Source organism: Pseudorhodoferax aquiterrae, from assembly GCF_014652235.1.
Lineage (GTDB): Bacteria > Pseudomonadota > Gammaproteobacteria > Burkholderiales > Burkholderiaceae_C > Pseudorhodoferax > Pseudorhodoferax aquiterrae.
This window is the reverse complement of record NZ_BMYK01000014.1, coordinates 39,653-59,650: the sequence shown is the minus strand read 5'-3', so window position 1 is coordinate 59,650 and position 19,998 is coordinate 39,653. Positions and strand designations below refer to the sequence as shown.

At 71.8% G+C, this 19,998-nt stretch carries 21 protein-coding genes and 1 pseudogene; 15 read left to right on the top strand and 7 right to left on the bottom strand.

Annotation, left to right across the window (positions count from 1 at the left end):
* Window positions 1-12 precede the first annotated feature (12 nt).
* From IE209_RS20080 to lgt, 6 genes are all read left to right on the top strand, one after another.
* Window positions 13-1,389 (top strand): aldehyde dehydrogenase family protein, encoded by a 1,377-nt coding sequence (locus IE209_RS20080; protein ID WP_189688685.1) that lies wholly within the window; start codon window positions 13-15, stop codon window positions 1,387-1,389.
* A 4-nt stretch (window positions 1,390-1,393) separates the two neighbouring features.
* Window positions 1,394-1,918 (top strand): hypothetical protein, encoded by a 525-nt coding sequence (locus IE209_RS20075; RefSeq protein WP_189688684.1) that lies wholly within the window; start codon window positions 1,394-1,396, stop codon window positions 1,916-1,918.
* A 39-nt stretch (window positions 1,919-1,957) separates the two neighbouring features.
* Window positions 1,958-2,227 carry a hypothetical protein gene (locus IE209_RS20070; protein WP_189688683.1) on the top strand — a complete coding sequence of 90 codons (270 nt, stop codon included), beginning with the start codon at window positions 1,958-1,960 and terminating at the stop codon, window positions 2,225-2,227.
* Between the two features lie 105 nt (window positions 2,228-2,332).
* Window positions 2,333-4,123: a monovalent cation:proton antiporter-2 (CPA2) family protein gene (locus IE209_RS20065; RefSeq protein WP_189688682.1), complete on the top strand. Its 1,791-nt coding sequence runs from the start codon at window positions 2,333-2,335 to the stop codon at window positions 4,121-4,123.
* On the top strand, window positions 4,098-4,676 hold the full coding sequence (locus IE209_RS20060; protein WP_189688681.1) for a DUF924 family protein: 579 nt from the start codon (window positions 4,098-4,100) through the stop codon (window positions 4,674-4,676). The genes IE209_RS20065 and IE209_RS20060 overlap by 26 nt, the downstream gene beginning before the upstream one ends.
* Window positions 4,677-4,703: 27 nt before the next feature.
* Window positions 4,704-5,525 carry a prolipoprotein diacylglyceryl transferase gene (gene lgt / locus IE209_RS20055; protein WP_189688680.1) on the top strand — a complete coding sequence of 274 codons (822 nt, stop codon included), beginning with the start codon at window positions 4,704-4,706 and terminating at the stop codon, window positions 5,523-5,525.
* A 3-nt stretch (window positions 5,526-5,528) separates the two neighbouring features.
* On the opposite strand, the gene IE209_RS20050 is transcribed toward lgt, so the two are convergent.
* From IE209_RS20050 to IE209_RS20040, 3 genes are read right to left on the bottom strand one after another with little or no spacing between them, the layout of a single operon-like run.
* Complete coding sequence (locus tag IE209_RS20050) at window positions 5,529-5,870, bottom strand: tetratricopeptide repeat protein (protein ID WP_189688679.1); 342 nt, start codon at window positions 5,868-5,870, stop codon at window positions 5,529-5,531.
* On the bottom strand, window positions 5,867-6,094 hold the full coding sequence (locus IE209_RS20045) for an oxidoreductase-like domain-containing protein (protein ID WP_189688678.1): 228 nt from the start codon (window positions 6,092-6,094) through the stop codon (window positions 5,867-5,869). Before IE209_RS20045 ends, IE209_RS20050 begins: the two co-directional genes overlap by 4 nt.
* Complete coding sequence (locus IE209_RS20040; RefSeq protein WP_189688677.1) at window positions 6,091-6,597, bottom strand: CinA family protein; 507 nt, start codon at window positions 6,595-6,597, stop codon at window positions 6,091-6,093. The genes IE209_RS20045 and IE209_RS20040 overlap by 4 nt, the downstream gene beginning before the upstream one ends.
* 153 nt (window positions 6,598-6,750) lie before the next feature.
* Here IE209_RS20040 and IE209_RS20035 point away from each other — a divergent pair, with 153 nt between their 5' ends.
* Genes IE209_RS20035 through IE209_RS20020 form a run of 4 tightly spaced genes read left to right on the top strand, consistent with a single transcriptional unit; the run spans window position 6,751 to window position 11,482 of the window.
* Window positions 6,751-7,419: a GntR family transcriptional regulator gene (locus tag IE209_RS20035; RefSeq protein ID WP_189688676.1), complete on the top strand. Its 669-nt coding sequence runs from the start codon at window positions 6,751-6,753 to the stop codon at window positions 7,417-7,419.
* A gap of 22 nt (window positions 7,420-7,441) precedes the next feature.
* The gene (locus IE209_RS20030; protein WP_189688675.1) at window positions 7,442-8,863 is read left to right on the top strand and encodes a malonyl-CoA decarboxylase; all 1,422 of its coding nucleotides are present in this window, start codon (window positions 7,442-7,444) and stop codon (window positions 8,861-8,863) included.
* A gap of 59 nt (window positions 8,864-8,922) precedes the next feature.
* Window positions 8,923-9,909, top strand: coding sequence for a Bug family tripartite tricarboxylate transporter substrate binding protein (locus IE209_RS20025; RefSeq protein ID WP_189688674.1), 987 nt, complete (start codon window positions 8,923-8,925; stop codon window positions 9,907-9,909).
* Window positions 9,910-9,928: 19 nt separating this feature from the next.
* A complete protein-coding gene (locus IE209_RS20020) occupies window positions 9,929-11,482 on the top strand; it encodes a malonate--CoA ligase (protein ID WP_189688673.1) in 1,554 nt (517 codons plus the stop codon).
* Here the strand turns inward: IE209_RS20020 and IE209_RS20015 are convergent.
* Window positions 11,479-11,991 carry a GAF domain-containing protein gene (locus tag IE209_RS20015; protein WP_189688672.1) on the bottom strand — a complete coding sequence of 171 codons (513 nt, stop codon included), beginning with the start codon at window positions 11,989-11,991 and terminating at the stop codon, window positions 11,479-11,481. The two genes, IE209_RS20020 and IE209_RS20015, sit on opposite strands and share 4 nt — an antisense overlap.
* A 127-nt stretch (window positions 11,992-12,118) precedes the next feature.
* Window positions 12,119-12,992 (bottom strand): annotated as a pseudogene (locus IE209_RS20010) (LysR family transcriptional regulator).
* 100 nt (window positions 12,993-13,092) lie between these two features.
* On the opposite strand from IE209_RS20010, the gene IE209_RS20005 reads away from it, so the two are divergent.
* Entirely contained in the window at window positions 13,093-14,082 is a 990-nt protein-coding gene (locus IE209_RS20005; protein WP_189688671.1) for an NAD(P)H-quinone oxidoreductase, read from the top strand.
* Window positions 14,083-14,095: 13 nt separating this feature from the next.
* Here the strand turns inward: IE209_RS20005 and IE209_RS20000 are convergent, their stop codons facing one another.
* Window positions 14,096-15,430, bottom strand: a complete 1,335-nt coding sequence (locus IE209_RS20000) for an aminotransferase-like domain-containing protein (protein WP_189688670.1) — start codon at window positions 15,428-15,430, stop codon at window positions 14,096-14,098.
* A 91-nt stretch (window positions 15,431-15,521) separates the two neighbouring features.
* Between IE209_RS20000 and IE209_RS19995 the strand changes: the two genes are divergently transcribed.
* Window positions 15,522-16,130, top strand: a complete 609-nt coding sequence (locus IE209_RS19995; protein WP_189688669.1) for a DJ-1/PfpI family protein — start codon at window positions 15,522-15,524, stop codon at window positions 16,128-16,130.
* 36 nt (window positions 16,131-16,166) lie between these two features.
* Entirely contained in the window at window positions 16,167-16,934 is a 768-nt protein-coding gene (locus IE209_RS19990) for an SDR family NAD(P)-dependent oxidoreductase (RefSeq protein ID WP_189688668.1), read from the top strand.
* Window positions 16,935-16,959: 25 nt separating this feature from the next.
* On the opposite strand, the gene IE209_RS19985 is transcribed toward IE209_RS19990, so the two are convergent.
* Entirely contained in the window at window positions 16,960-17,403 is a 444-nt protein-coding gene (locus IE209_RS19985; RefSeq protein ID WP_189688667.1) for a universal stress protein, read from the bottom strand.
* A 104-nt stretch (window positions 17,404-17,507) separates the two neighbouring features.
* Here IE209_RS19985 and IE209_RS19980 point away from each other — a divergent pair, with 104 nt between their 5' ends.
* Window positions 17,508-19,847 (top strand): heavy metal translocating P-type ATPase, encoded by a 2,340-nt coding sequence (locus IE209_RS19980; protein WP_189688666.1) that lies wholly within the window; start codon window positions 17,508-17,510, stop codon window positions 19,845-19,847.
* Window positions 19,847-19,981, top strand: coding sequence for a cbb3-type cytochrome oxidase assembly protein CcoS (gene ccoS / locus IE209_RS19975; protein ID WP_189688665.1), 135 nt, complete (start codon window positions 19,847-19,849; stop codon window positions 19,979-19,981). The genes IE209_RS19980 and ccoS overlap by 1 nt, the downstream gene beginning before the upstream one ends.
* Window positions 19,982-19,998: the final 17 nt, after the last annotated feature.

Here is a 19,998-nt window from a genome sequence, read left to right as displayed (position 1 = left end):
GGAAGGGACACCATGAACCGATTCCAACCCCTGTTGGACCGTCAGCGGGAATTCTTCTTCAGCGGCGCGAGCCGGTCCCATGCCTGGCGCACGGACCAGCTCGGGCGCATGGAGCGGCTGCTGCGCGAGAACCAGCAGGCGCTGTGCGATGCGCTCTACCAGGACTTCCGCAAGCCACCGTTCGAGCAGCTGTTCGAGATCACGGTGCCGCTGGGCGTCATCGCGTACTACCGCAACAACCTGGCCGAATTGATGGCGCCGCAGCCGGTCGCCATTCCCAAGGGGCTGGAGGCAGCAGGCAACCGCGGCGTGGTCCACAAGGAGCCGTACGGCGTCACGCTGGTCATCGGCCCGTTCAACGCCCCCATCCTGCTGCTGCTCGATCCGGCCATCGCGGCGCTGGCGGCCGGCAACACCGTGGTGCTCAAGCCGGCGAACACCACGCCGCGCGTGGCGGCACTGCTGGCCGAACTCGTGCCACGCTATTTCGCGCCCGAGGCCGTGTCCATCGTCACAGGCGGGCGCGAGGAGATCGCCACGCTGCTGGAACTGCCGTTCGATTTCATCTTCTTCACCGGCAGTTCCAATGTCGGCAAGGTCGTCATGCGGGCGGCGGCCGAGCACCTGACGCCCGTCGTTCTGGAACTCGGCGGCCAGAACCCCACGGTGGTCGACGAGACCGCCAACCTGGACATCGCGGTGGACCGCATCGCCTGGGGCCACAACGCGATCTCGGGCCAGTGGTGCATCGCACCGGGCTATGTCTACGTGCACCGCTCCATCGCCGAGGACTTCATCGCGCGGCTCAAGCGCTCGTTGACGGCCATGTACGGCAGCGATCCGCAGCAAAGCCCCGATTTCGCGCGCATGATCAGCACGCACGACACCGAGCGCGTGGCTTCCTACATCCTGCCGGACAAGGTGGTGCACGGTGGCCGCCACGACGTCGCCGACCGCTACGTCGAGCCCACCGTGCTCTACCCCTCCAGCTGGGACGACCCGGCCATGCAGCAGGAGGTGTTCGGCCCCGTGCTGCCGGTGCTGCCCTACGAGGACTTCGACGCCATGGTGGAGACTATCATGCGCAAGCCCAAATCGCTGGCGGCCTACATCTTCAGCAAGAACCAGGACCACATCGACCGCTTCCTGGGCCGCGTCTCGTTCGGCGGCGGTTGCGTGAACCAGACCAACCTGCACTGCTGGATCGACAGCCTGCCGTTCGGCGGAGTCGGCTACTCGGGCATGGGCAAGTACTACGGCAAGGCCGGCTTCGACGCCTTGTCCAACACCAAGGCCATGCTGCTGGGCAACCCCGACCAGGTGCTCGACGTGTTCCCGCCCTACGCGGGCAAGGACATCGCCAAGAACCTGTCGGTCTTCTCGGAGTGAACACATGGGCATTTCCACCCGACGCCGATGGCTCGCCGCTGCGGCCGCATTGCCCCTGGGCGCCGCACTGCCGGGGTGCGCGAGCTCCGGCGCCACGCCGCCCGGCCCCGGCATGAAGGCCTCGGTCACCTACCTGCATCTTCTGGCCAAGGTGCCGATGTTCCGCGGCATGTCGAACGAGCAGCTGCAATGGGTCATCGACCATTCGCGCGAATGGTCGGTCGAGCCCGGGGCCGAGGTGGCGAGCAGCCAGCGCGGCATCGACAGCTTCTGGACGCTGCTGGACGGTGGCTGGCAGCTGCAGGTGGCCGGCCGCAGCATCGCGGCGGGACATGCCGACCCGGCCAAGTGGTATGGCGGGCGTGACATGGTGGCCTTGGGCCTGCCGCCCACGCGGCTGGTCGCCACGCGCAGCAGCTACGTGATGGAGATCGCGCAGCCCGCGCTGGACGAGATGCTGGGCCGCGGCCTGCCGCTGGGACCGCACCTGCAGGCCGGGCTGGACTTCTACCGCGCGCTGCTACGCTAGCGCGCCGGACATGTTTCAAACCTTGAAAGGGAGGCTGCCATGCACATGGCGATGACGATGGGGGCGGGCGTGCTGCTGCTCGTGGTGTTCGTGTTGTTCGGATGGCTGTGGGGCGCCAGCGGCGCCGCCATGGCGCTGGCCGCCAAGGCCTTCGTGCCGGTCTGGCTGCTGGTCGCGCTGCTCAACATGTGGGTGGGCGTGACGCACGCTGGCTATACAGTGCGGGAAGAATTGCCGATCCTGCTCGTCGTGTTCGCCGTTCCGGCGCTGGTGGCAGGACTGGTGGCCTGGCAACTGTCGCGCAGCTGATCACAAGAAGAAGCATCCGTTCGGGGTGCGAACCCCGTTGATCCGTGCTGGATATGGGCGCGGCCTGCGCAAGGGCCGCGCTTTTTTGTTTTTGGGAGGGCCTCGATGGCGGTAGAAGGAAGTGCGAACGATCTCGTGCGGGTCGTCAGTCTGCTCGGTGCAGCCGTGGTCGGCGTGCCGCTGTTCAAGCGGCTCGGCCTGGGCTCGGTGCTGGGCTACCTGGCGGCCGGCCTGGCCATCGGGCCGTTCGGGCTCAGGCTGTTCGACGATCCGCAGGCCATCCTGCACGTGGCCGAGCTCGGCGTGGTGATGTTCCTGTTCGTGATCGGGCTGGAGATGCAGCCCTCGCACCTGTGGAGCCTGCGGCGCCAGATCTTCGGCCTGGGCAGCCTGCAGTGCCTGGTCTGCGGCTTGCTGCTGACGCTGGTGGGCATCGGCTTCGGCTTTCCCTTGGCCGTGTCCTTCGTGAGCGCCATGGGCTTCGTGCTGACCTCCACGGCCATCGTCATGCAGCTCTTGGGCGAGCGCGGCGACATCGCCGCGCCCCGCGGGCAGCGCATCGTCTCCATCCTGCTTTTCGAGGACCTGCTGATCGTGCCGCTGCTGGCCATCGTCGCCTTCATCGCGCCGCCCGCGCTCGATGCGCAGGCGGTGGCGCCCTCGCGCTGGGGCGTCGTCGGCCTGGCCCTGGGTGCGCTGGCCGCACTGGTGGCGGCCGGCGTGTGGCTGCTCAACCCGCTGTTCCGCGTGCTGGCCACCGCCAAGGCGCGCGAGGTGATGACGGCGGCCGCGCTCCTGGTGGTGCTGGGCGCGGCGCTGCTGATGCAACTGGGTGGCCTGTCCATGGCCATGGGCGCTTTCCTGGCCGGCGTGCTGCTTTCGGAGTCCACGTTTCGCCACCAGCTGGAGGCCGACATCGAGCCCTTCCGCGGCCTGCTGCTGGGCCTGTTCTTCCTGGGCGTGGGCATGTCGCTGGACCTGGCCGTGGTGGCGCGCAACTGGCCGCTGATCGCGGCGGGCGTGGTCGCGATGATGGCGGTCAAGGCGCTTTGCATCTACGGCGTGGCGCGCTTGGCCAGGAGTTCGCACGCCGATGCGCTGGACCGCGCCGTGCTGATGGCCCAGGGCGGCGAGTTCGCCTTCGTGCTGTTCGCCGCGGCGCTGGGCGCCGGCGTGATCGACGCGACCGTCAACGCCAACATGACGGCCATCGTGGTGCTGTCCATGGCGCTCACGCCGCTGGTGGTGCTGTTGCACGGCCGCTTCGGCCCGCGGCCGGCCAGTTCGATGGAGGGCGTGGAGGCTGCGCAGGACCGGCGTGCCAGCGTGCTCGTGATCGGCTTCGGCCGCGTCGGCCAGATCGCCAGCCAGGGCGTGGTGGCACGCGGCGCCTCGCTGACCGTGATCGACAACGACACCCAGGTCATCCGTGACGCCCAGTCCTACCTGGGCTTCAAGGTCTACTACGGCGACGGCGCCCGTGCCGACGTGCTGCATGCGGCCGGTGCGCACAGCGCCAGCGCCATCCTGGTCTGCGTGGACGACAAGGCAGCCGCCACGCGCATCGCCGAGAACGCCAAGGCCGAATGCCCGCATGCGCGCGTGCTGGTGCGGGCCTTCGACCGCGAGCATGCGCTGGAGCTGGTCAAGACCGGCGGCGCCGACTATGTGGTGCGCGAGACCTTCGAGTCGGCCATGCTTCTGGGCCGCGAGGCGGTGCTGGCCACGGGCGCCACGCCGGAGGAGGCCGATGCCGTGATGGCCGACCTGCGCCGCCTGGACGGCGAACGCTTCGACCTGGAAGTGGCCGGCGACGCCTTCGCCGGCCGGGCCCTGGTGCTGGGCCATCTGCGCAACAAGGAGAACGACGATGCCACGCAAGCCAAGCCCGCCTGAGCACGACCCCGTGCCGCCGGCGCAGGCTGCCGCCGTCGTGCAGTTCTGGCGCGACGCCGGTTCTGCGCGCTGGTTCGCCAAGGACGCGGCCTTCGACCGCGCGTTCCGCGAACGTTTCCACGACCTGCATTTCGCCGCGGCCGCGCGCCGCTGCGATGCCTGGGTGGCGACGGCCGAGGGCGCGCTGGCCTTGCTGTTGCTGCTCGACCAGTACCCGCGCAACAGCTTTCGCGGCACCGGCCACATGTACGCGACCGATCCGCTGGCCCGCATGTTCTGTCGCCAGGCGCTGGACGCCGGCCTGGACCGGCAGGTGCCGCAGGACCTGCGGTTGTTCTTCTACCTGCCGCTCTCGCATTCCGAGCATCTGCCCGACCAGGAGCGGGCGCTGGCGCTCAACCGCGCGCTGGGCGAGCCGTTCGCCAGCCATGCGCAGGGCCACCTGGACATCGTGGCGCGCTTCGGCCGCTTTCCGCACCGCAACGCCATGCTGGGGCGCGCGACCACGGTGGCCGAGCAGGCCTTCCTGGCCGAGGGGGGCTTTTCGGGCTGAGCCGCGGCCGGCGGGCACAATCGCCCGATGCTCATGTACCCCCAGATCGACCCGGTCGCGCTGCAGATCGGGCCTGTCGCCATCCACTGGTATGGCATCACCTACCTGGTCGCCTTCGGCCTGTTCATGTTCCTGGGCAACCTGCGCCTGCGCCACGAGCCCTTCGCCTCGGTGGTGCCGCCCTGGACGCGCAAGGATGTGGAGGACATCCTGTTCCTGGGCGTGGTCGGCGTGGTGGTCGGCGGGCGGCTGGGCTACTGCCTGTTCTACAAGCCCGGCCACTACGTCGCCCACCCATTGGAGATCCTCTACGTGTGGCAGGGCGGCATGGCCTTCCACGGCGGCATGCTGGGCGTGATCGTGGCCATGGTCTGGTTCGCGCGCTCGCGACAGCGGCCCTGGATGCAGGTGGCTGACTTCGTGGCGCCCTGCGTGCCGACCGGGCTGGCGGCCGGCCGCGTCGGCAACTTCATCAACGGCGAGCTGTGGGGCCGCTTCTCCAGCCCGGACCTGCCCTGGGGCATGGTGTTCCCGCAGAGCGGCTCCATGCTGCCGCGCCACCCCTCGCAGGTCTACCAGTTCCTGCTGGAGGGCCTGCTGCTGTTCGTGCTGCTGTGGCTGTACGCGCGCAAGCGCCGCGCCGAGGGCCAGGTCGCTGCGGCCTTCCTGATCGGCTACGGCCTGCTGCGCTTCACGGCCGAGTTCTTCCGCGAGCCCGATGCCTTCCTGGGCCTGCTGTCGCTGGGCATGAGCATGGGCCAGTGGCTGTGCGTGCCCATGGTGCTGGCCGGCATCGTGATGTGGGTCTGGTGCGGGCGGCGTGCCGCTGCGCTGCCGGCCCGCGCCTGAGCGTCAGCCGCCCCGCGCGCGCTGCAGGCGCCGCAGGAACACGGTGATCTCCTTGACGGACTGCATGTCGCCGCGCTCACGGGCGACGGCCAGGCCCTGGGTCCAGGCCGCTTCGGCCTCGTCGGTGCGGCCCAGCTGCTCCAGCGCCTTGCCGAGCAGCTTCCAGGCCGCTGAGTAGTGCGGATCCTGGACCGTGGCCTGCTGCAGGTGCGGGGCGGCTTGCTGCGGCTGGCCCTCCTGCAACAGCGCCTGGCCCAGCCCGAAGCGCAGCAGCGCGCCGTCGCGGCCGCCGGCCAGCAGCTTCTCGAGATTGGCGCGCAGCGCGGCCCGGGTCTCGGACGTCATGCCGGGGCGGCCTCGGCCAGCAGGGCCTGGGCGTCCTCGCACCACCAGACCACCGCGCCCAGGTAGCCCTCCCAGACACAGCCGTTGCAGCCGCGGCCGCAGCAGGTGGTGGGCTCGGGCGGCGGCGCGCGCATGCCGGCGATGCCGCGGGCCGCGAGGCGTGCCGCGATCGCGTCGATGGCGGCGCGTGCCGAGGCGGCGTCGGTGGGCGGTGCCAGCGTCATGGCGCCTCGGCGAGCACGTCGTCGAACAGCGCCAGCAGCTGGCGGGCGAACAGGTCCATGTTGGTGGCGCGTTCGGTGCTGCCGGTCAGCACGGTGCGGCTGTGCTGCGTCGCACCGACGACGGCCAGGCAGGCCCGGCCGGCCGGGTCGCCGGCGGGGCTGTCGGACGGGCCGGCCGCCCCGGTCTCGCCCAGGCCCCAGCTGGCGCGGTGGCTGGCGCGTACCTTGCTCGCCAGCAGCAGCGCATAGGGCTCGGTCTCGGCGCGCAGGCCTTCCATGTCGGCCGGCGCCAGGCCCAGCAGGGCCTTGCCGGCACGGCGCGAATAGACCACGGCGCCGCCCAGGAAGTAGGCGGACGCCCCCGGCACGGCCAGCAACGCGGCGGCGACCAGGCCGCCGGCCGAGGACTCGGCCACGGCCACGGTGTCGCGGCGTTCGCGCAGACGCGCGGCCACGCGGGCGGCCAGATCGGGCAGGGTGGGCAGTTCGGTGGAGGCGGACATGGGCCGCGATTGTGTCAGCCGCGCCGCGTGGAGCTTTCGGCGTTCGACGGGCATTGCGGGATGGGCGTGCCGGCAGAATAATTAGCTGTAATTATTGGAAATTACAGAGCCGCTCGCGCAGTCGGCGGCGCACCCCAACTGCCCCCCCACGCCATGCGCCCGGTCCGAAGTTCCCTGCACGACGAAGTCGCCGAGCGCCTGCGCCAGCTGATCTTCGCGGGCGAGCTCGCGCCCGGCAGCTTCATCGACGAGCCCGCGCTGTGCGCCAGCCTGGCGATCTCCCGCACGCCGCTGCGCGAGGCGCTCAAGGTGCTCGCCGCCGAAGGCCTGGTGCGCCACGAGCCGCGCCGGGGCAGCTTCGTGAACCAGGTGACGGCGCAGGACCTGGACCAGATCTTCCCGGTGCTGGCATTGCTGGAGGGCCGCGCCGCGTTCGAGGCCGCCCAGCAGGCCAGCGACGCCGAATTGCAGGCGCTGCAGGCGCTGCACGAACGGCTGCAGCGCCATGCCAGGGCCAGGCGCATTGCCGACTATTACGCCGCCAACCTGGCGATCCACGAGGCCATCATCGCGCTGGCCGACAACCCCTGGCTGGCCCGCGTGATCGGCGACCTGCGCAAGCTGGCCAAGCTCGCCCGGCTGCAGCAGCTGCAGGCCCCGGGTCGGCTGGAGCAGAGCTGCGCCGAACATCTCGCGCTGTTCGCCGCGCTGCAGGCGCGCGACGCGCCGGCCGCGCAGGCCGCCATGCACGAGCACCTGCTGCGCCAGCGCGAGGCGCTGCGCGAGGTGGCGCGCAGCCAGGCCAACCGGATCGCTCCCTGAACCTGCCTTCCAAGGATCCACCATGAATGCCACCGACTGGATTGCCCGCAGCCTCGCGCTGCTCAAGCCGGCCGCCAAGCCGCCGGCCGTCACCCCGGACGCGCCCCGCCCCATGGCCGAGCGCCTGCGCGCCACGCTGCGCCGCGAGCCCGAAGCGCTGACGCCCAGCGCGCTGCGCCGCCTGCTGGCGCAGTTGCAGGCCGTGGTCGACCCGCATGTCAGCGAGGCCGAGGCCGGCCGCCGCGCCCAGCAGGTCATGGCCTGGTACGGCACGGCCACGGCCGCCGAGCGGCGCGACCTCTGGCTGCTGCTGGTCGAGCAGTTCGCGCCCGACGCCGACGAGGTGCGCGCCGCGCGCGAGCACTACGACGCCGTGCACGGCACGCCCGAGCAGGGCGCCGCCGAGATCCGGCTGCGCAGCGCCTTCGTCTCGCCGCGCACGCGCATGCTGCAGCGCTTCGCGGTCGACCCGCAGGGCCTGCACTTCCTCGTGGACCTGCGCGCCGAGCTGCTGCCGCAGCTCAAGTCCGAGCGCCGGCTGCAGCCGCTGGACGCCGAGCTGGCCGCGCTGTTCTCCACCTGGTTCGACCTGCCGTTCCTGGAGCTGCGCCGCATCAGCTGGGACTCGCCGGCCTCGCTGATCGAAAAGCTCATCAAGTACGAGGCCGTGCACGACATCCGCAGCTGGGCCGACGTGAAGAACCGGCTCGACAGCGACCGCCGCTGCTACGGCTTCTTCCACCCGCGGATGCCGAACGAGCCGCTGATCTTCGTCGAGGTGGCGCTGATCGACCACCTGGCCGGCGGCATCGGGCCGCTGCTGGACGAACAGGCCGCCGTGCACGACATCGGCAAGGCCACGACGGCGATCTTCTACTCCATCAGCAACACCCAGACCGGGCTGCGCGGCGTCTCGTTCGGCGACTCGCTGATCAAGCGCGTGGTGGAGACGCTGCGTGCCGAATTCCCCAAGCTCAAGCAGTTCGCCACGCTCTCGCCGATCCCGGGCTTTCGTGCCTGGCTGACCAAGAACGCGGGCGGCATGCTCGCGCGCATGCCCGACAAGGCGCGCGCCGAACTCGGCCGCGCGCTGGGCACCAAGGCGCCCGAGGCCGAGCATGTGCTGGCCGCCACCGAGCGCGTGCTGACGTTGGAGGAGAAGTCGCCCGCGCGCCAGTTCCTGCTGCGCTGCGCGGCCGAGTACCTGGGCCGCGAACTCGACCAGGGCCGCCCGCTCGACCCGGTGGCGCGCTTCCACCTGGGCAACGGCGCGCGCGTGGAGCGGCTCAACTGGGCCGGCGACCCTTCGCCCAAGGGGCTCAAGCAGTCCTGCGGGCTCATGGTCAACTATCTGTACGATCTGCGCCGGCTCGACAAGCACCGGGCCATGACGGTGGCGGGACGCATCCCGCTGTCGTCCGAGGTCGAGCGGCTGCTGCTCTGAGCGACAGACACCGGAGCGGCGCAGACCGCCTTTCTTTCCACAACGACAGGAGACAAGACATGCCGATCCCCATCACGCGCCGCGGCGCGTTGCAACTGGCTGGCGCCGGCCTGCTGCCGGCTGCGCTGGCGGCCCGGGCCCAGTCGGGCTGGCCGAGCAAACCCGTCACGCTGGTCGTGCCGTTCCCGGCCGGCGGCGGCACCGACGCCTTCGCGCGGCCGCTGGCCGCGCAGTTCGCCAAGCTCACGGGCAAGACGCTGGTCATCGACAACCGCGGCGGTGCTGGCGGCACCCTGGGCGCCAGCGTCGCGGCCAAGCTGCATGCCGACGGCTACGGCCTCTTCATGGGCGCGGTGCACCATGCCATCGCGCCCTCGATGTACCCCAAGCTCGACTACGACCTCGAGAAGGACTTCGTGCCGCTCGCGCTGCTGGCCAACGTGCCGCAGGTGGTGGTGGTCAACCCCAAGCGCGTGGAGGCGAACGACCTCAAGAGCTTTCTCGCGCTCGTCAAGCGCAACCCCGCGCGCTACAACTACGCCTCGGCCGGCGCCGGCACCTCGCACCACCTGGCGGGCGAGTTGTTCAAGCAGCAGACCGGCACCTTCATCACCCACATTCCCTACCGCGGCGCGGGCCCGGCGCTGGCCGACCTGATCGCCGGCAACGTGGACGTGATGTTCGACGGCCTGGGATCGTCTGCCGCGCACATCAAGGGCGGGCGCATCAAGCCGCTCATGGTGTCGGGCGGCAAGCGCAATCCCTCGCTGCCGGACGTGCCCTGCGCCGCCGAGGTCGGTCTGCCCGACTACACCGTGACCACCTGGTACGGGCTGTGGGCGCCCAAGGGGACGCCGGCCGATGTGCAGGCGCAGATCGTCCAGGCCTTCCAGCGCACGGCCGCGGCCGACGAGATCAAGACGGTCTGGGCCAGCAACGGTGCGGAATTCGGTACCCTCACGCCCGCGCAGTTCGGCAGTTTCGTTTCGGCCGAGATCAAGCGCTGGGCCGCCGTCGTGCAAGCATCCGGCGCAAAACTCGAATGAGCTTTTTCTTCCCCTCACCATGAGCACCGCCACCGAGAACCAGAACCTCTACGCCGCCCTGCGCGCGGCGTTCCCCGCCGACCTGGACGCCACCGCGATCGACGCCACCGAACCTGGTGGCCAGCCCCTGCGCTACAGCTGGCGCGACCTCGAGCGCGCCAGCGCCATGATCGCCAACCTGCTGGAATCGCTGGAGCTGCCGCCGGCCTCGCGCATCGCGGTGCAGGTGGAAAAATCGGTCGAAGCCGTGCTGCTGTACCTGGCCACGCTGCGCGCCGGCCACGTGTTCCTGCCGCTCAACACGGCCTACCAGAGCGCGGAGATCGGCTACTTCGTCGGCAACGCCGAGCCGGCCGTGGTGGTCTGCAGCCCGGCCAACCATGGCTGGGTCAGCAAGATCGCGTTCCAGGCCGGCACGCGCTACGTGTTCACGCTGGGCGAAGACCGCAGCGGCACGCTGCTCGAGCGCACATCGCACTGCAGCGACCAGCACACGCCGGTGCAGCGCGCGGCCGACGACCTCGCCGCCATCCTGTACACCAGCGGCACCACGGGCCGCAGCAAGGGCGCCATGCTGAGCCATGGCAACCTGCTCAGCAACGCGCGCGTGCTCAAGGACTACTGGGGCTGGCAGGACGGCGACGTGCTGCTGCACGCGCTGCCCATCTTCCACGTGCACGGCCTGTTCGTCGCGCTCCACGGCGCGCTGCTCAACGGCAGCAAGATGCTCTGGATGGCGAAGTTCGACCCCAAGGCGGCCATCGCCAAGCTGCCCGAGGCCACCGTGTTCATGGGCGTGCCCACGCTCTACGTGCGCATGCTGGCCGAGCCCGCGCTCACCAAGGAGGCGGTGCGCAACATGCGCCTGTTCATCTCGGGTTCCGCGCCGCTCCTGATCGAGACCTTCAAGGACTGGCAGGCGCGCACGGGCCACACCATCCTGGAACGCTACGGCATGAGCGAAACCGCCATGCTGACCTCCAATCCCTACCGCGCCGAGGATGGCGAGCGCCGCGGCGGCACCGTGGGTTTCCCCCTGCCGGGCGTGGAACTGCGCGTGGTCGACGACGCGGGCCAGGCCGTGCCGCAGGGCGAGATCGGCGGCATCCAGGTGCGCGGCCCCAACGTGTTCCAGGGCTACTGGCGCATGCCCGAGAAGACGGCCGAGGAGTTCACCGCCGACGGCTTCTTCAAGACCGGCGACGTGGGCCGCGTCGATGCCGCGGGCTACGTGACCATCGTGGGCCGCAGCAAGGACCTCATCATCAGCGGCGGCTACAACGTCTACCCGGCCGAGATCGAGGGCTTCCTGAACGAGATGCCGGGCGTGGCCGAGAGCGCCGTGGTCGGCGTGCCGCACCCGGATTTCGGCGAGGTCGGCGTGGCCGTGCTGATCGGCAAACCGGGCGCGGCGCTGGACGGCGAGGCATTGCTGGCCGCGCTCAAGCAGCAACTGGCTAACTTCAAGATCCCCAAGCGCGCCTTCGTCGTCGACAGCCTGCCGCGCAACACCATGGGCAAGGTGCAGAAGAACCTGCTGCGCGAGCAGCACAAGGGCTTGTTCGCTTCCTAGAGCGTCGCGCCGCGGGCCGACAGCCGGTCCGCGAGCAGGCGGGCCGTGTAGCGCAGGCGGTCGATGTCCGCGCCGGGCTGCACGCCGCGGCTGAAGCAGCACAGCGTGCCGTACACGCGTCCGTCGGCCAGGCGCACGGGCGTGCTCAGGTGCGTGCCGATGGTGAAACCGGGATCGGGCGCGCGGCCTGCGGCGACGTAGGGCGCGGCGTCGTCCATGCGCTGCGGCAGCCGGCCGTCCACCACGCGCTGGCACCAGCTTTCCTCGATCGGGTCGCACATGCCGGGCTGCAGCAGCTGGAAATCCGGCGCGCTGTCCACGGCCTGCAGCGTGCGCAGGCCATCGGCGAGCCGCGACACGAAGGCCACGTCCATGCCCAGGCGCACGCGCAGAAGCTGCAGCACCTCCTGCACGGCCGCCGGCAGCGCCGGGTCGGCCCCGTCGCAGGTGGCCACCAGCAGCTCGCAGATCCTCACGTCCAGGTCATCGGGGTTGTAGTTCAGGTGCATGCCAGGCTGTCGTCCTTTCGCATCCTTGTGGGGTGGTACGCGCGGGCGCGCGGTACCACCGTCTGCCGCAGTCTAGCCAGAGCCGCAATCGCCTGCGCCCGAGAGGGTGACGGGCCATCGAACCGGCTCATGCCCACGGTGCGGCCAGCGCCTCGGTCAGGCACTGCGCGGTCGCGCGCACGCGTGCCGTGCGCTGCAGGTCCGGGTGCATGACCAGCCAGACCTCGTGCGCGCGCGCACGCTGCCGCGCGGGCCAGATGCGCACCAGGCCCTCGCGCTCGCCCATCTGCACCGGCATCTCGCCCATGCCGATGCCGGCCGCCACGGCCTTGCGCAGCAGCAGGCTGGAGTTGACGGCCAGCGCGATGCGGGCATGCCGTGCCGGCAGGTCGGCCACGGTGGGCAGGGCATCCTGGGCCAGGTAGGGACCATAGGCCACGAGCTGGTGGCCGCGCAGTCCGTCTTCGGGCGAAGGCTCACCGCAGCGGGCGAGGTAGGCGGGGCTCGCGAACAGGCCGACCGGCCACGCGGCCACACGGCGCACGACGAGGTCCGGCGTGTCGGGCCGCACATTGCGCAAGGCGATGTCGGCCTGCCGGCGGCCGAGGTTGAGCAGCGCGCTCGAGACTTCCAGGTCCACGCGGATCTGCGGCCAGCGCTGCTGCAGGCCGGCGATGGCCGGCAGCAGGTACTCGATCGCGATGCTGTCCGAGCTGGTCACGCGCACCAGCCCGGCCGGGCTCTCGTCCTGGCCCTCGATCTTGCTGCGCAAGTCCAGCGCCGCCGCCTCCATGCGCCGCGCCGCGTGCAGTGCGGCCTCCCCGGCGGGCGTGAGCAGCCAGCCGTCGCGCGCGCAGGAACAGCCGCGCACCGAGTTCGGCCTCCAGCGCATTCAGGCGCCGCCCCACGGTGGCCTGGTCGACGGCCAGGCTGCGTGCCGCCGCGCGCAGCGAGGGCTGGCGCGTCAAGGCAAGGAAGATACGGGCGTCGTCCCAGTTCATGCGCGGCGGGTGGTGCATTTCTGCATCGCAATGAAGCGAAATCGCTGCACTTTACAGGCACCGAGCGGGCCTATGCTGGCGCCCCATGACACACCCCACCATGCAAGCCATCGTCTTCGACGCATTCGGCGGCCCCGAGGTGCTCGAGGCCCGCACCGTCGCACGCCCCGCGCTGCGCCCGCACGACCTGCTCGTGCGCAATGCCGCCATCGGCGTGAACCGTGCCGACATCGCGCACCGCAAGGGTGCCTACGGACGCGCCCATTTCGGCGACGCCGACACTATGGGCCTGGAGATCGCCGGAACCGTGGTGGAAGCGGGGCCGCAGGTCCAGGGCTTCGCCGTGGGCGACCGCGTCATGGGCATCGTGGGCGGCGGTGCCTATGCGGAGTATTCGCGCATCGACCACCGCATGGCCATGCCGGTGCCGGCCGGCCTGCCGCTGGCCGATGCGGGCGCGGTGGCCGAGGTCTTCGTGACCGCGCACGAGGCCTTGTTCCACCTGGCCCGGCTGCAGGCCGGCGCGTCGGTGCTGGTGCATGCGGCGGCCGGCGGCGTCGGCTCTGCCGCGGTGCAGCTGGCGCATGCGGCCGGCGCACGCGTGTTCGCCACGGCCAGCGGCGACAAGCGCGGGGCGGTGGCGGGCTTGGGCGCCGATGTCTTCATCGACCACCGCTGCGAGGACTTCCAGGCCATCGTGGCGCGCGAGACCGGGGGCCAGGGCGTGGACGTGGTGGTCGATTTCATCGGTGCGCCCTACCTGGAGCGCAACCTGCGATCGCTCGCGCTGGGCGGCCGTCTGGTCGTCGTGGGCCTGCTCGGGGGCGCCGAGCCCGCACCGCTGCCGATGGACCTGCTGCTGTTCCGCCACCTGCAGATCTTCGGCACGGTCATGAAGTCGCGCCCGCCCGCGGTGAAGCAGGCCATGGTGCAGCGCTTCGCCGCGCGCTGGCTGCCGGCGCTGGCGGACGGCCGCATCCGGCCCGTCATCGACAGCCGCTTCCCGCTGGCGCAGGCCGCCCAGGCGCACCGGCGCATGGAGTCGGGGCAGAGCGTGGGCAAGATCCTGCTGCTGCCGGATGCGGCCTGAACGGACGCTACGGTCAAGGCGGCTGCGCGTCGATCACCCGGCGCACCGTGGCCAGGGCCGTGCCCAGCGCGTCCAGCGGCACCGAACCCAGGGCCACGCGCAGCGCGTGCGGCACCTGTTCCGCAGCGGCGAAGGGCGCGGCCGTGGACACGGCCACGCCGGCGTGCAGCAGCGCCTGCGCCACCTGGTCGCCCCGCAGCTCCGCAGGCAGCGGCAGCCAGACGAAGTAGCCGTTCGGATGCCGCACCGGCTGCAGCCCGGCGAAGGCCTGGCCGGCCAGCGCCTGGCGCGCCGCGGCGTCCGCACGCTTGCCGGCCTCCAGCCGCAGCACGGTGCCATCCTCGATCCAGCCGCAGGCGATCGCCGTCATCACGCCGGGTGTGTTCCAGGTCGTCGCGCGGATCGCGCGCTCGATGCGCGGCATGGCCTCGGCCGGCGCGGCCACGAAGCCCACGCGCAGGCCCGTGGCCACGCTCTTGGACAGGCCCGAGACGTAGACCGTGCACTCGGGTGCCAGCGCGGCCAGCGGCGCGGGCGGGCTGGGTGCGAGGAAGGCGTAGGCCGCGTCCTCGATCAGCAGCAGCCCGTGGCGGCGCGCGATCGCCACGAGCTGCCGGCGCCGCGCCAGGCCCATGACCCAGCCCAGCGGGTTGTGCAGCGTCGGCATGGCGTAGACGGCGCGCACGCGGCGGCGCCGGCACCAGGCCTCGAGCGCGTCCAGGTCGGGGCCGGCGCCGGCGGCCGGCAGCGGCGCCAGTTCCAGCCGGTGCGCCTGGGCCAGCAGCTTGAAGCCCGGGTAGGTCAGCGCGTCCACGGCCACCACGTCGCCGGGCTGCAGCAAGGCCATCACGGTGACCGCCAGGCCATGCTGGGCGCCGTCGACGATGGCCACCTGCCCGGGCGCGACCACCAGTCCGCGGACACCCAGGTGCCGCGCCACCGTGGCGCGCTCGTGTGCCCGGCCGCCGTGCGGCTGGTAACGCAGCAGCGCGTCCAGGTCACCGGCCGCGGCCAGCTGGCGCAGCGCGGCACGCAACAGCTCGGCCTGGCCGGGCAGGGCCGGGTGGTTGAAGTTGAGATCGACCAGGCCGGCCGCCGTGGCCGGCTGGTCGATGCCCAGGCCGGGCGGCAGCGCGGGCTCGCGCACGAAGCTGCCGCGCCCCGCCTCGCCCGCGACCAGGCCCATGGCCTGCAGCTCGGCGTAGACGCGCGTGGCCGTCACGAGCGCCAGGCCCTCGCGCGCGGCCAGCTGCCGGTGCGTGGGCAGGCGTGTTCCGGGGGCGAGCCGGCCGCTGCGGATGTCGGCGGCCAGCCGGTCGACCAGGGGCTTGTAGCGGGCTCGTGCCATCGTGGCGTGCGCAATGTATTCAATACAATTTTTTGATTGTATTGAGTGACAGGCCTAGCATGCCGGCCTCCACCACACCACAGGGCCCACCATGCACATCGCCATCCTGACCTTCGACGGCTTCAACGAACTCGATTCGCTGGTCGCGCTCGGCATCCTGAACCGCGTCAAGGTGCCGGGCTGGCGCGTGTCCATCGCGAGCCCCACGCCCACGGTGCGCTCGATGAATGGCGTGGTGCTGCAGGCGCAGGCCACGCTGGCCGAGGCCTGCGCGGCCGACGCCGTCGTCGTCGGCAGCGGCCTGCGCACGCGCGCCGTGGTGGCCGATGCCGGCCTGATGGCACAGCTGCGGCTGGACCCGGCGCGCCAGCTGCTGGCCGCGCAGTGTTCGGGCACGCTGGTGCTGGCACGGCTGGGCCTGCTGCAGGGCCTGCCGGCCTGCACCGACCTCACCACGCGGCCCTGGGTGCAGGAGGCCGGCATCGCCGTGCTGGAGCAGCCCTTCGTCGCACGCGGCAACGTGGCCACGGCCGGCGGCTGCCTGGCCTCGCAGTACCTGGCCTGCTGGCTGATCGCGCGGCTCGAGAGCGAGACCGCCGCGCGCGAGGCCATGCACTACGTCGCGCCGGTCGGCGAGAAGGAGGCGTACGTGGAACGCGCGATGCGCCACATCGCGCCGGCGCTGGCCGAGGCTGCGTAGCTATCATCGCCGCCACCTCGGACAGCAGGGAGTGCGATGAACGCGCCAGCCAGCCTCGATCGATTCCGCGTGGACGGCCAGGTGGCCGTCGTGACCGGCGGTGCCCACGGCATCGGCCTGGCCTGCGTGCAACTGCTGGCCGCGGCCGGCGCGCGGGTGGTGGTGGTCGACCGCGATGCCGAGGCCGCCGCGGCGGTGGCGGGCGGCATCGCCGGCGCGCTGGCCTTCGGGCTGGACGTGGCCGACGCGGCGGCCTTGGCGCACACCATGGCCGTCATCGCGCAACAGACGGGCCGCATCGACATCCTCGTCAACAACGCCGGCACGGCGATCCGCAAGTCCACGCAGGAGCTGGCCCTGGAGGAATGGAACCAGGTCGTCGCGGTCAACCTCACCGGCGCCTTCGTCTGCGCGCGCGAGGCCGCGCGCTTCATGCCGGCCGGCGGCGGCAGCGTCGTGAACATGGCGTCCATCATGGGCATGTCGGGCGGTGGCCTGTACCCCAACATCTCCTACCAGACCACCAAGGGCGGCCTCGTCAACATGACGCGTGCGCTGGCCGTGGAATGGGCCGGGCGGGGCGTCCGCGTCAATGCGGTCGCGCCGACCTGGACGCGCACGGGCTTCATCGGCCCGCTCGCGTCCACGCCCGCGCTGATGGACCGCATCCGCGCCGTCACGCCGCTGGGCCGGCTGGCCGAGCCTGACGAGGTCGCGCATGCCGTGCTGTTCCTGGCCAGCCCCGCGGCCTCCATGGTCACGGGCCATGTGCTCGCGGTGGACGGGGGCTTTCTGGCGCAGTGAGGGCCCCCGCCGGCTGCCGCGCCGCTCAGCGCAGCACTAGCACCGGGATGTGCGAGTGCGTCAGCACGTGCTGCGTCTCGCTGCCCAGCAGCAGCCGGCTCACGCCGCGGCGCCCGTGCGAGGCCATCACGATCAGGTCGCAATGGTGCTTGTGCGCGGTGGCGATCAGCGACTCGGACACCTGGTCGCCGCGCACGACGACGGGCGTCACGGTGACCTTGCGGGACAGGCCGGCGGACTGCACGGCCTCCAGCTCCTTGTGCGCGGCCGCGCTCCAGCTGGCCTCGGTGCGTTCGATCTCCTTGAGGTCGATGGCCATGGACCCGTCGAAGTAGCTGTGCGGGTAGGGCGGCACCACCTTCACGGCGACGACGGTGGCGCCGAGCTTGGCGGCCAGGTCGAGCGCGCTGTCGACGGCCTTTTGCGAGAGCTCCGAACCGTCGGTGGCAACCAGGATGCGTTGGTACATGGCGTTTCTCCTTTTGAAGCGGTGGGTTCAGCATAGGTCGGCTTCGCCGGAATGGGTTGATGTACGTCAAGGCATGGGGAATCGGCGCTGGCTACGCTTCAGCCATGCCATCCCTCCCCACGTTCGCCGCGGATCCCGCGCCGCCAGCGGTTCCGCGCGGCCTGGACTGGATCGACGATCCCGACGAATGGGCCGCGTTCAGCCGCCCGTCAGCCGCGCATGGCAGCGGGGCCTGGGAATCCAGCCTGGCCATCGAGGGCATGACCTGCGCGGCCTGTGCGCTGTCCATCGAGGACGCGCTGCGCGCCGTGCCCGGCGTGCTGGCGGCCGAGGTCGGCGCGGCCAGCCGGCGCGCGCGCGTGGTCTGGCGCGCGGGCCAGGCGCTGCCCTCGCAATGGCTTGCAGCCGTGCGCCGCGCCGGCTACCGCGGCCTTCCGCTGGCCGACCTCGCGCTGCGTGCCGAGCGCCGGCGCGAAGCCCGGCTGGTGCTGTGGCGCTGGCTCGTGGCCGGGCTGTGCATGATGCAGGTCATGATGTACGCCTGGCCCGCGTACACCGCGGCCCCCGGCGAGATCTCGGCCGACGCGCAGGCCCTGCTGCGCTGGGCCTCCTGGGTGCTGAGCCTGCCTGTCATGCTGTTCTCGTGCGGGCCGTTCTTCCAGGCGGCGCTGCGCGACCTGCGGCACCGGCGCGTGGGCATGGACCTGCCCGTCACGCTGGGCATCCTCATCACCTTCGTCATTAGCAGCTGGGGCACCTTCGAGCCGGACGGCCTCTTCGGCGCCGAGGTCTATTTCGATTCGTTGACCATGTTCGTGTTCTTCCTGCTCAGCAGCCGCTGGCTGGAGTCGCGCCTGCGCGAGCGCACGGGCGGCGCGCTCGACCTGCTGCTGCAACGCCTGCCCGAAGGCGTGGAGCGCGAAGGCGCCGATGGCCGGCGCGAGCAGGTCGCCGCGCACCGCGTGGCGGTGGGCGACGTGCTGCATGTGCGGCCCGGCGAGGCCTTCGTGGCCGACGCGCTGGTGCTGGACGGCGAGACGCTGGTCGACGAGGCCCTGCTGTCCGGCGAGTCGCGCCCCGTGGCGCGCGGTCCGGGCGCACATGTGCTGGCCGGCAGCTACAACCTGGCGGCGGCCGTGCGCGTGCGCGTGACTGCCGCGGGCACCGACACGCGCTTCGCCGAGATCGCCGCGCTGATGGACGAAGCGGCGCGCTCGCGCCCCCGCTTGGCGCAGCTGGCCGACCGCATCGCGCGGCCCTTCCTGCTGCTCGTGCTGCTGGCGGCCCTGGGCGCCGCATGGTTCTGGTGGCGGCACGACCCCGGCCACGCGCTCATGGTGGGCGTGGCCGTGCTGATCGTGACCTGCCCCTGCGCGCTCTCGCTGGCCACGCCGGCCGCGATGCTGGCGGCCGCCGGCGCGCTGGCGCGCCGTGGCGTGCTGGTGCGCCGGCTGCAGGCGCTGGAGGCGCTGGCCCGGGTCGACACCGTGGTCTTCGACAAGACCGGCACGCTCACGCGCGACGCACTCGTGCTGGGGCCGGTGCAGACCCGTGCCGGCATCGACCGCGCGCAGGCGCTGGCCATGGCCGCGGCGCTGGCCGCGCACTCGCTGCACCCGGCCTCGCGCGCACTCGCGGCAGCCGGGCAGGGCGGCGCGCATGCGGAGCAGTGGGAGGTGGCCGAGCTCGTCGAGGAGCCCGGCCTGGGCTTGCGCGCGCGCCTGCTGCGCAACGGCTGGCCCTGGCCCGGCGCGCTGCGCCTGGGTTCGGCCGCGCACTGCGGCGTGGCAGCGCCGCCCGGCGCCCAGACCATGGTCTGGCTGGCCGACGAGCAGGGCATGCTGGCCTCCTTCGTGCTGCTGGAGGACCTGCGCGCCGATGCCGCGGCCACCGTGCGGCGGCTCGCGCAGATGGGCGTGGCGGTGCAGCTGCTGTCGGGCGACGCGGATGCGGCCGTGGCGCGCGTGGCCGCGCAGCTGGGCATCGGCGCGGCGCGCGGCGGCTGCTCGCCGCAGCACAAGCTGCAGGCCCTGCGCGCACTGCAGCGCGAGGGTCGGCACAGCGCCATGGTCGGCGACGGCCTCAACGACGGGCCGGTGCTGGCCGGCGCCGACGTGTCCTTCGCGTTCGGCCAGTCCGTGCCGCTGGCGCAGGCGCAGGCCGACTTCGTGGTGCCCGGTGGCCGGCTCATGGCCGTGGCCGACACGCTGGCGCTCGCCCGCCGGACCATGGCCGTGGTGCGCCAGAACCTGGCCTGGGCCGCGCTCTACAACGCCGTCAGCGTGCCGCTGGCCGTGGCGGGCTGGATGCCGGCCTGGCTGGCCGGCCTGGGTATGGCAGCGAGTTCTCTGCTCGTGGTGCTCAACGCGCTGCGCCTGTCGGTTGCGCCAGCGGCCGATTCCGCAGTGCCTGTCGCAGCGCGGCTGGCTACCGAAAGCCCCTGATGGACATCCTGTTCCTGCTGATTCCGCTGTCCGTCGTGCTGGTCTTCTGCATCCTGGGCGGGCTGTGGTGGGCCATCCAGCGCGGCCAGTTCGAGGACATCGAGGCCGAGGGCGAGCGCATCCTGCGCGAATAGCGCCCGGTCGCATGGCG

What these genes read in the sequence shown, in the direction of transcription:
- IE209_RS20005 (WP_189688671.1), top strand. Translation starts at nt 13,093, where the DNA reads ATGCAAGCCATCGTCTTCGACGCATTCGGCGGCCCCGAGGTGCTCGAG.
- IE209_RS20040 (WP_189688677.1), bottom strand. Translation starts at nt 6,597, where the DNA reads ATGTCCGCCTCCACCGAACTGCCCACCCTGCCCGATCTGGCCGCCCGC.
- IE209_RS20020 (WP_189688673.1), top strand. Translation starts at nt 9,929, where the DNA reads ATGAGCACCGCCACCGAGAACCAGAACCTCTACGCCGCCCTGCGCGCG.
- IE209_RS20045 (WP_189688678.1), bottom strand. Translation starts at nt 6,094, where the DNA reads ATGACGCTGGCACCGCCCACCGACGCCGCCTCGGCACGCGCCGCCATC.
- IE209_RS20030 (WP_189688675.1), top strand. Translation starts at nt 7,442, where the DNA reads ATGAATGCCACCGACTGGATTGCCCGCAGCCTCGCGCTGCTCAAGCCG.
- IE209_RS20060 (WP_189688681.1), top strand. Translation starts at nt 4,098, where the DNA reads ATGCCACGCAAGCCAAGCCCGCCTGAGCACGACCCCGTGCCGCCGGCG.
- IE209_RS20075 (WP_189688684.1), top strand. Translation starts at nt 1,394, where the DNA reads ATGGGCATTTCCACCCGACGCCGATGGCTCGCCGCTGCGGCCGCATTG.
- ccoS (WP_189688665.1), top strand. Translation starts at nt 19,847, where the DNA reads ATGGACATCCTGTTCCTGCTGATTCCGCTGTCCGTCGTGCTGGTCTTC.
- IE209_RS20035 (WP_189688676.1), top strand. Translation starts at nt 6,751, where the DNA reads ATGCGCCCGGTCCGAAGTTCCCTGCACGACGAAGTCGCCGAGCGCCTG.
- IE209_RS20015 (WP_189688672.1), bottom strand. Translation starts at nt 11,991, where the DNA reads ATGCACCTGAACTACAACCCCGATGACCTGGACGTGAGGATCTGCGAG.
- IE209_RS20070 (WP_189688683.1), top strand. Translation starts at nt 1,958, where the DNA reads ATGCACATGGCGATGACGATGGGGGCGGGCGTGCTGCTGCTCGTGGTG.
- IE209_RS19990 (WP_189688668.1), top strand. Translation starts at nt 16,167, where the DNA reads ATGAACGCGCCAGCCAGCCTCGATCGATTCCGCGTGGACGGCCAGGTG.
- IE209_RS20025 (WP_189688674.1), top strand. Translation starts at nt 8,923, where the DNA reads ATGCCGATCCCCATCACGCGCCGCGGCGCGTTGCAACTGGCTGGCGCC.
- IE209_RS20050 (WP_189688679.1), bottom strand. Translation starts at nt 5,870, where the DNA reads ATGACGTCCGAGACCCGGGCCGCGCTGCGCGCCAATCTCGAGAAGCTG.
- lgt (WP_189688680.1), top strand. Translation starts at nt 4,704, where the DNA reads ATGCTCATGTACCCCCAGATCGACCCGGTCGCGCTGCAGATCGGGCCT.
- IE209_RS20080 (WP_189688685.1), top strand. Translation starts at nt 13, where the DNA reads ATGAACCGATTCCAACCCCTGTTGGACCGTCAGCGGGAATTCTTCTTC.
- IE209_RS20065 (WP_189688682.1), top strand. Translation starts at nt 2,333, where the DNA reads ATGGCGGTAGAAGGAAGTGCGAACGATCTCGTGCGGGTCGTCAGTCTG.
- IE209_RS19980 (WP_189688666.1), top strand. Translation starts at nt 17,508, where the DNA reads ATGCCATCCCTCCCCACGTTCGCCGCGGATCCCGCGCCGCCAGCGGTT.
- IE209_RS19985 (WP_189688667.1), bottom strand. Translation starts at nt 17,403, where the DNA reads ATGTACCAACGCATCCTGGTTGCCACCGACGGTTCGGAGCTCTCGCAA.
- IE209_RS20000 (WP_189688670.1), bottom strand. Translation starts at nt 15,430, where the DNA reads ATGGCACGAGCCCGCTACAAGCCCCTGGTCGACCGGCTGGCCGCCGAC.
- IE209_RS19995 (WP_189688669.1), top strand. Translation starts at nt 15,522, where the DNA reads ATGCACATCGCCATCCTGACCTTCGACGGCTTCAACGAACTCGATTCG.